This window comes from Streptomyces physcomitrii (assembly GCF_012273655.1).
Lineage (GTDB): Bacteria > Actinomycetota > Actinomycetes > Streptomycetales > Streptomycetaceae > Streptomyces > Streptomyces physcomitrii.
Genome location: NZ_JAAWWP010000009.1, coordinates 74,485 through 88,656 on the forward strand (window position 1 = coordinate 74,485; position 14,172 = coordinate 88,656).

Below are 14,172 nucleotides of genomic sequence, written 5' to 3' on the forward strand. Positions count from 1 at the left end.
ATGAGTGCGGAGGCGAGCAACCCCGCCACGCCGCCCGTCCCCACGGCCGGGCCGCAGCGCAGACGCCCCCGCCCCCGGATCGAGCTGCGCAGGCTCGGCCGGGCCGCCCTGCTCGGCTCCGCCGGACGCCACCGGCTGCCCGACGCGATCGGCCATGTCGCCGAGGCGCACCGCGCGCACCATCCGGACGCCGACCTCGAACCGCTGCGCCGGGCCTATCTGCTCGCCGAGTCCTCGCACCGCGGGCAGATGCGCAAGAGCGGCGAGCCCTACATCACCCACCCGCTCGCGGTCACCCTGATCCTCGCCGAACTCGGCGCCGAGACCACGACCTTGACCGCCTCGCTGCTCCACGACACCGTCGAGGACACCGAGGTGACGCTCGATCAGGTGGGCCGCGAATTCGGCCGCGAGGTGCGCTTCCTGGTCGACGGGGTCACCAAGCTGGAGAAGGTCGACTACGGCGCCGCCGCCGAGCCCGAGACCTTCCGCAAGATGCTGGTCGCCACCGGCAACGATGTCCGGGTGATGTCGATCAAGCTCGCCGACCGGCTGCACAACATGCGCACCCTCGGCGTGATGCGCCCCGAGAAGCAGCAGCGCATCGCCAAGGTCACCCGCGATGTGCTCATCCCGCTCGCCGAACGCCTCGGGGTGCAGGCCCTCAAGACCGAGCTGGAGGACCTGGTCTTCGCCATCCTCCACCCCGAGGAGTACGCCCGCACCCGCGCCCTGGTCACCAGCGGCACCGCCGAGGGCGCCGACGCCCTCGCCGAGATCGCCGAGCGGGCCCGCGCGGTGCTGCGCGAGGCGGGGCTCGCCGCCGAAGTCCTCGTCCGGCCGCGGCACTTCGTCTCCGTCTACCGGATGACCCGCAAACGCGGCACCCTGCGCGGCGCCGACTTCGGGCGGCTCCTCGTCCTGGTCGCCGAGGACGCCGACTGCTACGGGGTCCTCGGCGAGCTGCACACCTGCTTCACCCCGGTGGTCTCGGAGTTCAAGGACTTCATCGCGGTGCCCAAGTTCAACCTCTACCAGTCGCTGCACACCGCCGTCGCCCGCGAGGACGGCGAGGTGGCCGAAGTCCTCATCCGCACCCACCAGATGCACAAGGTCGCCGAGGCCGGGGTCGTCGCCCTCGGCAACCCCTACGAGCACGGCGGCGAGGACCGCGCCGAGCAGGAGCGGGGCCTCGCCGAGCGGGCCGACCCGACCCGGCCCGGCTGGCTCTCCCGGCTGCTCGACTGGCAGCGCGCCGCGCCCGACCCGGACACCTTCTGGTCCACCCTGCGCGCCGACCTCGCCCAGGACCGGGAGATCACCGTCTACCGCCCCGACGGCGGCGCGCTCGGCCTGCCCGAGGGCGCGAGCTGCGTGGATGCCGCCTACGCCCAGTACGGCGAGGAGGCCCACGCCTGTATGGGCGCCCGCGTCAACGGCCGCCTCGCCACCCTCGGCACCGTGCTCACCGACGGCGACAGCGTGCAGCTGCTGCGCGGGCAGGACCCCGCCTCCGGCCCGCCGCGCGAATGGCTGGAGTACGCGCGCACCCCGGCCGCCCGGATCGCCATCAGCCGCTGGCTCGCCACCCACCCCCAGGACGTACCCGAGCAGGAGCCCGAGCGCCCGGCCCGCGGCCCGCGCGCCGAGGAGCCCGCCCGGCAGCCCGCGCCCGCCCCCGCGCTCACCGTCCGCCCCGACCAGGCCGGTGCCGTCGCCGAGCAGCCCGGCGCGGGCGTCCGCCTCGCCGGGTGCTGTACGCCGGTGCCGCCCGACAAGGTCGCCGCCTTCGCGGTACGCGGCGGGCATGTGGCCGTGCACCGCGCCGAGTGTTCCGGCGCCGCCCGGATGAAGGCCGAGGGGCGCCCCGAGGTGGAGGTGCGCTGGGCGGGGACGCCGCAGTGCCGGGTCACCCTGCGCGCCGAGTCCTTCGGGCGGGCCCGGCTGCTCGCCGACCTCACCGAGGCCATCGCGGTGGCCGGGGCCGCCATCGTCTCGGCCACCGTGGAACCGCCGAGCGAGCAGCGCGTGCGGCACACCTACACCCTCCAACTGCCCGACGCCCGGCACCTTCCGGGCCTGATGCGGGCCATGCGGGAGGTGCCCGGGGTGTACGACGTCAGCCGGGCCAGCGCCGCCCAGCACGCCTGACCGCGGGCCGCCGCGCCCTCAGAGCAGCACCACCGACCGCAGCACCTCCCCCCGGCGCATCCGCTCGAAGGCCTTCTCCACCCCGTCCAGGGTGATCGTCTCGGAGACGAACGCGCCGAGGACCAGGCGCCCTTGCAGATGCAGGTCGACCAGGAGCGGGAAGTCGCGGGAGGGCAGGCAGTCCCCGTACCAGGAGGACTTGAGGGAGCCGCCGCGGCCGAAGACGTCGAGCAGCGGGAGTTCGAGCTTCATCTCCGGTGTGGGGACGCCGACCAGGACCACGGTTCCGGCCAAGTCCCGTGCGTAGAAGGCCTGTTCGTAGGTCTCGGGGCGGCCGACCGCCTCGATGACGACATCCGCGCCGAAGCCGCTGGTCAGCTCGCGGATCGCCGCCACCGGGTCGGTGGAGCGGGAGTTCACGGTGTGCGTGGCGCCGATCTCCCGCGCGGTGGCCAGCTTCCGGTCGTCGACGTCGACCGCGATGATCCGTGCCGCGCCCGCGAGACGGGACCCGGCGATCGCCGCGGCCCCGACACCGCCGCAGCCGATGACCGCGACACTGTCCCCGCGGCCCACCTGCCCGGTGTTGACCGCCGCGCCGATCCCGGCCATCACCCCGCAGCCGAGGAGCCCGGCGACCGCGGGCGGGACCCGCTCGTCGACGACCGTGCACTGCCCGGCCGCCACCAGTGTCTTCTGGGCGAAGGCGCCGATGCCGAGGGCGGGCGAGAGCTCCCGGCCGTCCGCCAGGGTCATCTTCTGCCGGGCGTTGTGCGTGTCGAAGCAGTACCAGGGCCTGCCCCGGCGGCAGGCCCGGCAACGGCCGCAGACGGCACGCCAGTTGAGGATGACGAAGTCACCGGGCCGGACCTCGGTGACGTCCGGCCCGACCGACTCCACCCGGCCCGCCGCCTCATGGCCGAGGAGGAAGGGGAAGTCCTCGCCGATGCCGCCCTCGCGGTAGTGCAGATCGGTGTGGCAGACCCCGCAGGCCTCGACCTTCACCAGTGCCTCGCCGGGTCCCGGGTCGGGCACCCGGATCGTCTCCAGGCCGACGGCGGCCCCCTTGCCCGTCGCGACGACCCCCTGAACCTGCTGCATCCTCACCACTCCCTGACGAGAACCGATGTGTACTCCGTGGCCGCGTCCAGCAGCCACGCGCCCAGATGACCCGCGTACGAGGACCGCACCAGGACCCAGAAGCCGGGCTTCTGCGCGCCGCGGGCCACCAGTACCACCGGCGCGTGCGCGAGCGTGGTCTGCGCGCAGCCGCCCCGGAAGGCCCGGGGATGCAGGTCCAGGGCGCAGCCGCGGGCGAGGAGTTCCTGGCTCGCGGGGCCCCCGACGAGGACGGTGGTGCGCTGCCCGGAGACGTCGGCGACCGCGGCCGACTCCTCGTCCGCCAGGGCCTCCCGCAGCCGGTCCTCCAGGCCACCGGCCTCCTCGGGCGGGGCGAGGACCAGCCATTCGTCGGGGCCCATCCACAGGGCGGTGCGGCTGCCGTGCCGGGTGAGCGTGTTGGGTTCGGCGGGCAGCCGCAGGCCGAGGGCACGCTCCGCGCCCGGCACCGCCGGGCCCCCGGGCTCGGCGCGCACCGTCAGCTGGGTCAGATACGGGACCTCGGCCAGGCGCAGCGCGCCCCCGCTCAGCCGGGTCACCGTGCGGAAGTGCTCGGCGGCGTGGGCCAACGGGCTGTGCCGGGGCACGGATTCAGCCGTCACGGCGTTCCCCCTCGGGGTCGTAGAGGACCGGGTGCGCCACGGTCACCGGGACCAGTGCCTCGCCGGTCCGCGCGTACAGGAGCTGCCCGGTGCGCTCGCGGCCGCCCTTGACCAGGGCCAGCGCGAAGGTGCGGTCCAGGGCGGCGCTGCGGTAGCTGGAGGTGACATTGCCGAGCATCGGCACCGGCCGCTCGGCGGGCAGCGTGTCCTCGGCGACGAGCTGGGTGCCCTCGGGGAGCAGGAAGTGGGGATCGGCGGGCAGCAGGGCGACCAGCTGGGGGCGGTCCGCGCGGCTGGTGTCGGCCCGGCTGTGCGAGCGCCTGCCGAGGAAGTCCGCCTTCTTCTTCGAGACGACCCAGCTCATGCCGAGGTCCTGCGGTGTCACGGTGCCGTCGGTGTCCTGCCCGATGATCGGGTACCCCTTCTCCGCCCGCAGGACGTGCATGGTCTCCGTCCCGTACGGGGTCAGGTCCAGGGGGCGCCCGGCCTCGTACAGGGACTCCCAGACCGCGGGGGCCTCCCAGGAGCGGACGTTGATCTCGTAGGCCAGCTCCCCGGAGAAGCTGATCCGGCAGACCCGGGCCCGGACCCCGGCGACCACCGCGTCCCGCAGGCTCATGAAGGGGAAGCTGTCGTTGTCCACCGCGAGGTCCGGGGCGAGTCCGGCGAGCAGTGCGCGGGAGGCGGGGCCGACCAGGGCGAGGGTGGCCCAGTGGTCGGTGACCGAGGTGCAGCGCACCCTCAGGTCCGTCCACTCGGTCTGCAGCCACTGCTCCATCCAGTCGAGTACGGCGGCGGCGTTGCCGGTGGTGGTCGTGGCCAGGAAGCGGTCGGGGCCCGCGCGCAGCACGGTGCCGTCGTCGAAGACCATGCCGTCCGCCCGGCACATCACCCCGTAGCGGATCCGGCCGACCTTCAGGGTGCTCATCATGTTGGTGTAGAGCCGGTCCAGGAAGACGCCCGCGTCGGGCCCCTGGACGTCGATCTTCCCGAGGGTGGAGGCGTCCATCAGGGCCACGCCCGTGCGCGCGGCCCGGCACTCGCGCTCCACCGCCGCCGCCATGTCCTCGCCCTCGCGGGGGTAGTACCAGGCCCGCTTCCACTGGCCGACGTTCTCGAAGGCGGCGCCGTGGGCGGTGTGCCAGGCGTGCAGCGGCGTGACCCGTACGGGGTCGAAGAGCCGGCCGCGGTCCCGTCCGGCGAGCGCGGCCATGGAGACGGGGTGGTAGGGCGCCCGGAAGGTGGTGGTGCCCAGTTCGCCGACCTCGGCGCCGAGCAGCTGGGCGAGGGCCCCGGTGGTCAGCAGGGCGGAGGTCCGGCCCTGGTCGCGGCCGGTACCGGCGGTGGTGTGCCGCTTGATGTGCTCCACCGAGCGCAGTCCCGCGCGGGTGGCCCGGCCGAGGTCCGCGACGGTGACGTCCCGGGCGAGGTCGACGAAGTGCCGCGCGTGGCCCGACCCGCCGCGGCCCGGTACGACGTACAGGTGCACCGGCGGTGTCTCCGCCTCCTCCGGTTCGGTGGCGTAGGAGGCGGTGCGCCCGGCAGGGAATCCCTCCGCCTCGACCAGCCGGCGTCCGGCGGCGGCGCCGTCGGCGAGGCAGCCCGCGAGGTTCCCGATGCCCCGTGCCGCACCGGCGCTCTCCACCCGCTGCCTGGACCCGGCGGGCAGGAAGGCGCCGAGTCCCTCGTCGAAGCGGAGTCGCCCGCCGGACTGGCTGTACAGGTGGACGGCGGGGCTCCAGCCGCCGGAGACCAGGAGCAGGTCGGCGTCGAGGTCTTGGGCGGTGCGGTCGGCGTCGCCCCGGACGGCGGCGGTCACCGAGGACAGGTGCTCCTCGCCGCCGGTGCCGAGGACCACCTGCCCGGCGCGGACGTCGAGTCCCGCCCGAGCGGCGCGGGCCGCCCGGCGGCCGGGCCGGGGCCGCGCGTCGAGGACGGCGGCGATGTCCAGCCCCGCGGCGGCGAGTTCGCCCGCCCCGGCGTAGGCGCTGTCGTTGGTGGTGAGGACCACGGCCCGGCGGCCGGGCAGCACACCCCAGCGGTGCAGATAGGCGCGGGCGGCACCGGCGAGCATGATGCCGGGGCGGTCGTTGTCGGCGAAGGCGAGGGAGCGCTCGTGGGCGCCGGTGGCGAGCAGCACGCGGCGGGCCCGGATCCGCCAGACCCGCTCCCGGGAGACCGAGGCGGGCGCCAGGTCGCCGAGGTGCGCGGTGCGGCGCTCGACGGCGAGCAGGTAGTTGTCGTCGAAGTACCCGCTCACGGTGGTGCGCGGCAGGAACCGGGCACCGGCGGCCTCGATCTCCGTGCGGGCGCGGGCCGCCCAGACGGCGCCGGGCAGCCCGTCGACGTACTCGCCGGTGCCGAGCAGGCTCCCGCCCGGCTCGGGCTGTTCGTCGGCGAGGACGACGCGGGCCCCGCTGTGCGCGGCGGCGAGGGCGGCGGCCAGGCCCGCGGGTCCGGCGCCGACCACGAGCAGGTCGCAGTGGGCGTGCAGGGTGTCGTAGCGGGCCGGGTCCTGATCGGGGGAGAGGCGGCCGCGGCCCGCGAGGGAGGAGGCCCGCAGTCCCTCGTGGAGTTCCAGCGTGGTGGCGGGCACCAGCGGTTCCGGGAAGGGGGATTCGACCTGGACCAGGGCGCAGGGCTCCTCGCTCCCCGCGGTGTGGATGCCGCGCGGGCGCCCGAGCCGGACGCTGCGCCCGGTCCGGTGCACGCCGTTGGCGAGCAGCGCCGAGGCGAGGGTGTCGCCGCGGTACCCGGTCAGGGGGGTGCCGTCGAAGACGAAGTCGAGCGGCCGCGCGCGGTCGACGCGGCCCCGGTCCGGCAGGCGGTGCGGCTGGGAAGTCATGCGGTCTCCGGCTTCGGCTCGCCGATCCGGTGGACGGCGAGGATCTCGTGGTGCGCGGTGTCCCGGACGGTGTGGAACCAGCGGCGGCAGCCCGCGCTGTGGCAGCAGCGCTCGGCGCGCGGGCCGTGGGTGTTGTCGTGGAAGAAGAGGTAGCGGCCCCACTCCTCGTCGGAGAGGAGGGCGGGGTCGGCCGGGTGGTCGTGGTGCGCCTCAGGGCCGTAGTGGAACTCGGCTTCGTCGCGGGGACCGCACCAGGGGCACGCGATCAGCAGCATCGAAGGGCCTCCTCAGTGGGCCACGGCGGCCGCGCCGTGCTCGTCGACGAGCGCGCCGGTCGTGAACCGTTCGAGTCCGAAGGGGGCGCCCAGCGGATGGGCGGTGTCATGGGCGAGGGTGTGCGCGAGGACCCAGCCGGCCGCGGGGGTGGCCTTGAAACCGCCGGTTCCCCAGCCGCAGTTGACATAGAGGTGCTCCACCGGGGTGTGGCCGATGACCGGTGAGGCGTCGGGGCTGACATCGACCACGCCCGCCCAGGCGCGCAGGACGTGGGCGCGGGCGAAGAGCGGGAAGAGTTCGAGGAGCGCGGCCATCTGGCGCTCGACGATGTGGAAGGCGCCCCGCTGGGTGTAGGCGTTGTACGCGTCGATCCCGGCGCCGAGGACCAGTTCGCCCTTGTGCGCCTGACTGACGTAGGCGTGCACCGCGTTGGACATCACCACCGTGGGGTGGACGGGCTCCAGGAGTTCGGTGACCAGGGCCTGCAGCGGGTGGCTCTGCAGCGGCAGCGGGAAACCGGCCAGCGCGGCGAGGCGGCTGGAGTGCCCGGCCGCGCAGAGCGCCACCCGGTCCGCGGCGATCACCCCGCGCGTGGTGCGCACCCCGGTGACCCGGCCCGCCCGTACGTCGATGCCGGTGACCTCGCAGTTCTCGACGAGGTCCACGCCCGCCGCCGCGGCCGAGCGCGCCAGGCCCCAGGCGACATGGTCGTGCTTGGCGATACCGGCCCGCGGCTGGTAGGTCGCGCCGAGGACCGGATAGCGCGCCTCGGGCGAGATGTTCAGGATCGGGCAGACCTCCCGGGCCTGCTCGGCGTCGAGCCACTCGGCGTCCACCCCGTTGAGCGCGTTGGCCTCCACCCGGCGCACCCCGTCGCGTACGTCCTGCGGGCTGTGCGCCAGGTTCAGCACGCCCCGCTGGGAGAAGAGCAGCGGGTAGTCGAGGTCCTCCGCGAGACCCTCCCAGAGCTTCAGCGCGTGCTCGTAGAGGGCGGCGCTGGCGTCGAGGAGGTAGTTGGAGCGGATGATGGCGGTGTTGCGGGCCATGTTGCCGCCCGCGAGCCAGCCCTTCTCCAGTACCGCGACCCGGGTGATGCCGTGGTTGCGGGCGAGGTAGTGGGCGGTGGCGAGTCCGTGTCCGCCGCCGCCGACGATCACCACGTCGTAGGACTTCTTCGGCTCGGCCGCGTGCCAGAGCCATTCGGGGTGTTCGACCGCGTCGGCGGCCCGGGCGTCGGCGCTCATCCCTCGGCTCCCGGGAGTTCGGCGTACAGCGGATGCCGGGCGGTGAGCGCCACCACCCGGGCGCGCAGCGCGGCGGTGTCGGGCTCGGGCAGCAGGGCGCGCGCGATCACGTCGGCGACCTCGGTGAACTCCGCCTCGCCGAAGCCCCGGGTGGCGAGCGCGGGGGTGCCGACGCGCAGGCCCGAGGTGACCATCGGGGGGCGCGGGTCGAAGGGCACGGCGTTGCGGTTGACGGTGATGCCGATGCCGTCGAGGAGGTCCTCGGCCTGCCTGCCGTCCAGGTGCGCCTCGCGCAGGTCGACCAGGACCAGGTGCACATCGGTGCCGCCGGTGAGGACCCGCACCCCGGCGGCCGCCAGGTCCGGGCGGTTGAGCCGGTCGGCGAGCAGGCGGGCACCGGCGAGGGTGCGGCGCTGGCGGTCCTGGAACGCGGGCTGGGCGGCCAGGCGCAGGGCCACCGCCTTGGCGGCGATGACGTGTTCCAGGGGGCCGCCCTGCATGCCCGGGAAGACCGCCGAGTTGATCTTCTTGGCCAGCGCCGGGTCCCCGGTCAGGATCATTCCGCCGCGCGGGCCGCCCAGCGTCTTGTGGGTGGTCGTGGTGGTCACATGGGCGTACGGGACCGGGTTCGGGTGCAGTCCGGCGGCGACCAGGCCGGCGAAGTGCGCCATGTCGACCAGGAGCAGCGCCCCGACCTGGTCGGCGATGGCCCGGAACCGCTCGAAGTCCAGCTGCCGCGGGTACGCCGACCAGCCCGCGACGATCATCTTGGGCCGGTGCTCCTTGGCGAGGCGCTCCACCTCGTCCATGTCCACCAGGTGGTCGCGCGGACTCACCTGGTACGGAATCATCCGGAGGATGCGGCCCGAGTAGTTCAGGCGCATGCCGTGGGTGAGGTGGCCGCCGTGCGCGAGGTCGAGTCCGAGGACGGTGTCGCCGGGGTCCAGGAGCGCGAAGTAGGCGGCGATGTTGGCCTGCGCCCCCGAGTGCGGCTGCACATTGGCGAAGCGGGCGCCGAAGAGCTCCTTGGCCCGGTCGATCGCGAGCTGCTCGGTGACGTCGACGTGCCGGCAGCCCCCGTAGTAGCGGCGGCCCGGGTAGCCCTCGGCGTACTTGTTGGTGAGCACCGAGCCCTGGGCCTCGAGGACCGCGGGCGGCGCGAAGTTCTCCGAGGCGATCATCTCCAGGGTGGACCGCTGGCGGTCCAACTCGGCCTGGACCGCGGCGAACACCTCGGGGTCCAGGGCGGCGAGCGAGGTGGCGGCGGGGGAGTCGGAAGGGTTCATGTCTGCCTGCCTCCGAAGGGACGTGGCACGAGACCGGGTGGGGAGTACCGGAGCCGGACGGGGCGTACCGCGACCGGGTGGGGAGCACCGGGACCGGACCGGGGGTACCGGGACCGGGCCGTGAAAGAACCGGACCGCCGTCAGCCGCGCAGTCGCGTCATCGACGGGTCGAAGAGGGGCTCCTCGGTGACGACGACCGGGACGCGCCGGTCGAAGTAGCCGATGTCGAGGCGCTGCCCCGGGGTGGCCAGCCGGGCCGGGAGCCAGGCGTAGGCGATGGCCTTGCCGAGGGTGTGGCCAAAGGCCGCGCTGGTGACGTAGCCGACCGGTGCGGCGCCGTCGTACACCGGCTCGTTGCCGAGGACGGTGTCCCGCGGGTCGGCCGCGGTCAGGCAGGCCAGGCGGCGGCGGACCTCGCCGGAGCGGGCCTGGAGGGCGGCCCGGCCCAGGAAGTCGCCCTTGTCCTTCTTCACCGCGAAGCCGAGGCCCGCCTCGTAGGGGTCGTGCTCGTTGGTCATGTCGGTGCCGAAGGAGCGGTAGCCCTTCTCCAGACGCAGGCTGTTGAAGGCGCCGCGCCCCGCCGCGATCCCGCCGTACGGGCGGGCCGCCTCCCAGAGGGTGTCCCACAGCTTGAGGCCGAGGTCGGCCTCGGTGTACAGCTCCCAGCCGAGTTCGCCGACGTAGCTCAGCCGCATCGCCGTCACCGGGACCGTGCCGATGTGGGCCCGCTTGGCGCGGAAGTAGCGCAGCCCGGTGGCGGAGAAGTCGGCCTCGGTCAGCGGCTGGAGCACCTCGCGGGCCCTCGGCCCCCACAGCCCGATGCAGCAGGTGCCCGCGGTGATGTCGCGGACCTGCACCGAGCCGTCGCCGGGCAGATGGCGGGTGAGCCAGTCGAGGTCCAGGCTCCCGTTGACCCCGGCCTGGAAGTGCTCGCGGCCGAGCCGGGCCACCGTGATGTCGCTGCGGATGCCGCCGTCCTCGTCGAGCAGCAGCGCGTACGTCACCGAGCCGACCGACTTGTCGACATGAGCCGTCGTCAGGTATTCGAGGAAGGCGCCCGCGCCGGGCCCGGTGATCTCCAGGCGCTTGAGCGCGGTCATGTCGTACAGGGCGACGCCCTCCCGGGTGGCCAGCGCCTCGGCGCCCACGATCGGCGACCAGTGCCGGGCCGCCCAGTCGCCGGGTGCCGGGATCCGCCGGTCCGCCAGGAGCGCCTCGTTGGCCTCGTACCACTGGGGGCGCTCCCAGCCGGAGGCCTCCAGGAAGTGGGCGCCGAGCTCGCGCTGGCGGGTGTGGAAGGGGCTGAGCCGCAGCGGCCGCAGGGTGGCGGGCGGCTGGAGCGGGTGGACGATGTCGTAGACCTCGACGAAGTTCTGGCAGGAGCGGGCCCGTACGTACTCGGGGGAGAGCTGGTGCGGCTCGAAGCGGTTCAGGTCGCAGGCGTGCAGGTCGAAGGAGGAGCAGTAGCCGTCGACCAGCCACTCCGCCATCGCCAGGCCCACTCCGGCGGAGTGCGTGACCCACACCGCCTCGGCCACCCAGAAGCCCTTGGTCCGCGCGGACTCGCCGAGCAGCGGCAGCCCGTCGGCGGTGAAGGAGAAGAGCCCGTTGATCCCCTCCTTCAGCTCGGCCTCGCGGGTGGCCGGGAGCAGCGAGCGGGTCTCGGTCCAGGCCTCGGCGAAGTCGGCCTCGGTGAAGGGCTGTACCGAGGGCATCTCCTCGGCCTCGTCCACCGAGGCGATCTGGTCCACGGTCACCGGCATCGGCCGGTGGCCGTAGTAGCCGATGTCGAGCCGGTCCCAGCGGTCGCGGTAGTAGAGGTCCGCCTCCTGGTGGCGCAGGATCGGGCGGACGGCCTCCCGCTCCTGCCCGGCGAGTGCGGGGATCGGTCCGGTACGCGCCAGCTGGTGGGCCAGCGGCGTCAGCGGCAGCTCCGTCCCGGCCATCCGGGCGATCTTCGGGCCCCAGATGCCGGCGCAGCAGACGACGATCTCGGCGGGGAGTTCGCCCCGGTCGGTGACGACCGCGGTGACCCTGCCCTCCTCGCTGCGGATGTCGAGCACCTCGTGCCGGGCCAGGAAGCGCACCCCGCGCTCCTCGGCCCGCCGGATCTGGGCCGCCACCGCGGGCAGGGCCCGGGCCAGCCCGTCGGTGGGCACATGGAGCCCGCCGAGCACCCGCTCCCGGTCCACCAGGGGGTGCAGGCGCAGGCACTCCTCGGGCCCGACCACCCGGGACTCGACGCCCCAGGAGGTGAGCCAGCCCTGCCTGCGGTGCAGTTCGGCCAACCGCTCGGCGGTGGTGGCGAGTTCGAGCCCGCCGACCTGCTGGAAGCAGGACTCGCCGTCGACTTCGAGGGCGAGGAATTTCTCCACCGTGCGGCGGGCCATCTCCGTCATGGTCTTCGAGGAGTTGGCCTGGAAGACCAGACCGGGCGCGTGGGACGAGGATCCGCCGGTCGCCGGGAGCGGCCCCTGGTCGACCACGGTGATCTCGGTCCAGCCGCGGTGGGAGAGTTCGTCGGCCAGTGCCGCGCCTACGACACCGGCTCCGATGATGACCACGCGAGGCCCTGCCATCAACACACCTCCGTTGCTTTTGACGCAACAAGATTCAGGCTGCGCAACTCACAGTGAGGGCAGCCCGAGGCACTGTCAAGGGGGTCTCCGGCACCCCGGACGACTCCCTGCGGCCCTCTTGACCGCGGCGGCGCGGATCCTGACGATGTTGCACATCGGACACAGCGTTGCGCATCGCGCACTCACGGAGGGAGCGCCATGTCTCCTCGCCCCGACTCCGGACGCGAGTACGTCCTGACCTTCTCGTGTCCCGACCGGCCCGGCCTGGTGCACGCCGTCAGCGCCTTCCTGCTGCGGCACGGCGGCAACATCCTGGAGAGCCAGCAGTTCAACGACCCCGAGCGCGCACACTTCTTCATGCGGGTGCAGTTCACCGTGCCCGAGGGCCCGGGCTCCTCGGCCGAGGCCCTGCGCGCCGCCTTCGCGCGGGTCGCCGAGGGCCGCGGCATGAGCTGGGAGCTGTCGGGCGCGGCGGTGCCCAAGCGCACCCTGCTGATGGTCTCCCGCTACAGCCACTGCCTGAGCGACCTGCTCTCGCGCACCAGCACCGGGGAGCTCAACATCGACGTCCCGCTGATCGTCTCCAACCACCCGGACCTGGCGGGTCTCGCCCGCTCCTACGGGGTGCCCTTCCGGCACATCCCGGTCGGCCCGGACACCAAGGAGCGGGCGGAGGCCGAACTCCGGGCCGTCGTCGAGGACCTCGGCATCGAGACCGTCGTCCTGGCCCGCTATATGCAGATCCTCTCCGACGACCTCTGCAAGCACCTCGAAGGCCGGGCCATCAACATCCACCACTCCTTCCTGCCGAGCTTCAAGGGCGCGCGCCCCTACGCCCAGGCGCACGAGCGCGGCGTCAAACTCGTCGGCGCCACCGCGCACTTCGTCACCGGGGACCTGGACGAGGGCCCGATCATCGAGCAGGACGTCGTACGGGTCGGCCACGCGCTCGGCCCCGCCGACCTGGTCGCCGTCGGCCGGGACGTCGAGGCCACGGTGCTCGCCCGGGCGGTGCGGTGGCACGCCGAGAACCGGGTCGTCGTCAACGGCAAACGGACCGTGGTGCTGCGCTGAGCCTCCCGCGGGCGCCCGGCACGCGCCCCGTGCGCACCGGGCGCCTCCCCTTTGCCCTGTTTGCCCAGGGCGCTCGCGCGGGGCGGCTCCGCTCGGCCACACGCACGTCACGGAAGCATCGCGGCCCAGAAACTTTGCCGCCGTGATCGCGGTGCCTTCTCCGGTCACGCGTATGGTTGCGCCATGAGCAACCAGACGGCAGCAGGCGATTCCGGGTCCCCGGCCCCCGGCGGCGTCCAGTCGGTCGACCGGGCGGTGAGCGTCCTGGAGATTCTGGCTCAGCGCGGTGAGGCGGGCGTCAGCGAGGTGGCCGCCGAGATCGACGTCCACAAGTCCACGGCCTTCCGCCTCCTCGGCGCCCTGGAGTCACGCGGACTCGTGGACCAGACGGCGGAGCGCGGCAAGTACCGGCTCGGCTTCGGCATCGTGCGCCTCGCGGGCGCGGTCACCCGGCGCTTCGACATCACCAAGGAGGGCCGGCCCGTCTGCGAGCGGCTGGCCGAGGTCTTCGGCGAGACGGTCAACATCGCGGTCCTGGAGGAGCACCACGCGATCAACGTCTACCAGGCGCTCGGCCCGGCCGCCGTCGCCGCCCAGAACTGGGTGGGCCGGCTGACCCCGCTGCACGCGACCTCCAGCGGCAAGGCGATGCTCGCCCACCTCCCTCGCGAGCAGCGCACCAAGCTCCTCGCGGCGGCGGGCATGCCCAAGCTCACCCAGCGCACCCTGACCGCGAAGACCAAGCTGGAGAAGGACCTCGAACTGATCCGGGAGAGCGGCTACGCGGTCACCCTGGAGGAGTTCGAGGCCGGCCTGCACGCGATGGCCGCGGTGATCCGCACCCCCGACAGCGAGCCCCTCGCCGCGCTCAGCGCCTCGGGCCCGGCCTACCGCTTCACCGAGGAGCGCATGCACGAGCTGGCGCCCCAACTCCTCGCGGGCGCCGCCGAGATCAGCAACCGCATGGGGCAGATGGAGCAGCTGGACTGAGCGCGG

General features: G+C 73.8%; 8 protein-coding genes and 1 pseudogene. 3 read left to right on the top strand and 6 right to left on the bottom strand.

Annotated features, from left to right (window positions below; translation table 11 throughout):
• Entirely contained in the window at positions 1–2,151 is a 2,151-nt protein-coding gene (locus HFV08_RS16270) for a RelA/SpoT family protein (RefSeq protein WP_168540143.1), read from the top strand.
• Positions 2,152–2,169: 18 nt separating this feature from the next.
• Here HFV08_RS16270 and HFV08_RS16275 read toward each other — a convergent pair whose 3' ends face one another.
• From HFV08_RS16275 to HFV08_RS16300, 6 genes and pseudogenes are all read right to left on the bottom strand, one after another.
• Positions 2,170–3,252: an S-(hydroxymethyl)mycothiol dehydrogenase gene (locus HFV08_RS16275; protein WP_168540145.1), complete on the bottom strand. Its 1,083-nt coding sequence runs from the start codon at positions 3,250–3,252 to the stop codon at positions 2,170–2,172.
• Between the two features lie 2 nt (positions 3,253–3,254).
• On the bottom strand, positions 3,255–3,872 hold the full coding sequence (locus tag HFV08_RS16280; protein WP_168540147.1) for a sarcosine oxidase subunit gamma: 618 nt from the start codon (positions 3,870–3,872) through the stop codon (positions 3,255–3,257).
• A pseudogene (locus HFV08_RS16285) lies at positions 3,862–6,992 on the bottom strand (sarcosine oxidase subunit delta). The gene HFV08_RS16280 and the pseudogene HFV08_RS16285 overlap by 11 nt, the downstream one beginning before the upstream one ends.
• 12 nt (positions 6,993–7,004) lie before the next feature.
• Positions 7,005–8,237 (bottom strand): sarcosine oxidase subunit beta family protein, encoded by a 1,233-nt coding sequence (locus tag HFV08_RS16290; protein ID WP_168540149.1) that lies wholly within the window; start codon positions 8,235–8,237, stop codon positions 7,005–7,007.
• Entirely contained in the window at positions 8,234–9,523 is a 1,290-nt protein-coding gene (gene glyA, locus HFV08_RS16295; RefSeq protein WP_168540151.1) for a serine hydroxymethyltransferase, read from the bottom strand. The genes HFV08_RS16290 and glyA overlap by 4 nt, the downstream gene beginning before the upstream one ends.
• Positions 9,524–9,663: 140 nt before the next feature.
• Positions 9,664–12,102, bottom strand: coding sequence for a GcvT family protein (locus tag HFV08_RS16300; RefSeq protein ID WP_168540153.1), 2,439 nt, complete (start codon positions 12,100–12,102; stop codon positions 9,664–9,666).
• A gap of 198 nt (positions 12,103–12,300) precedes the next feature.
• Between HFV08_RS16300 and purU the strand changes: the two genes are divergently transcribed.
• Together purU and HFV08_RS16310 are read left to right on the top strand one after the other, a co-directional pair.
• A complete protein-coding gene (gene purU, locus HFV08_RS16305) occupies positions 12,301–13,176 on the top strand; it encodes a formyltetrahydrofolate deformylase (RefSeq protein ID WP_168540155.1) in 876 nt (291 codons plus the stop codon).
• A 183-nt stretch (positions 13,177–13,359) separates the two neighbouring features.
• A complete protein-coding gene (locus tag HFV08_RS16310) occupies positions 13,360–14,166 on the top strand; it encodes an IclR family transcriptional regulator (protein WP_168540157.1) in 807 nt (268 codons plus the stop codon).
• Positions 14,167–14,172: the final 6 nt, after the last annotated feature.

Excerpts from the sequence above, each read along its gene's own strand:
- HFV08_RS16275 (WP_168540145.1), bottom strand. The coding sequence starts at position 3,252 with ATGCAGCAGGTTCAGGGGGTCGTCGCGACGGGCAAGGGGGCCGCCGTC.
- glyA (WP_168540151.1), bottom strand. The coding sequence starts at position 9,523 with ATGAACCCTTCCGACTCCCCCGCCGCCACCTCGCTCGCCGCCCTGGAC.
- HFV08_RS16300 (WP_168540153.1), bottom strand. The coding sequence starts at position 12,102 with ATGGCAGGGCCTCGCGTGGTCATCATCGGAGCCGGTGTCGTAGGCGCG.
- purU (WP_168540155.1), top strand. The coding sequence starts at position 12,301 with ATGTCTCCTCGCCCCGACTCCGGACGCGAGTACGTCCTGACCTTCTCG.
- HFV08_RS16290 (WP_168540149.1), bottom strand. The coding sequence starts at position 8,237 with ATGAGCGCCGACGCCCGGGCCGCCGACGCGGTCGAACACCCCGAATGG.
- HFV08_RS16310 (WP_168540157.1), top strand. The coding sequence starts at position 13,360 with ATGAGCAACCAGACGGCAGCAGGCGATTCCGGGTCCCCGGCCCCCGGC.
- HFV08_RS16270 (WP_168540143.1), top strand. The coding sequence starts at position 1 with ATGAGTGCGGAGGCGAGCAACCCCGCCACGCCGCCCGTCCCCACGGCC.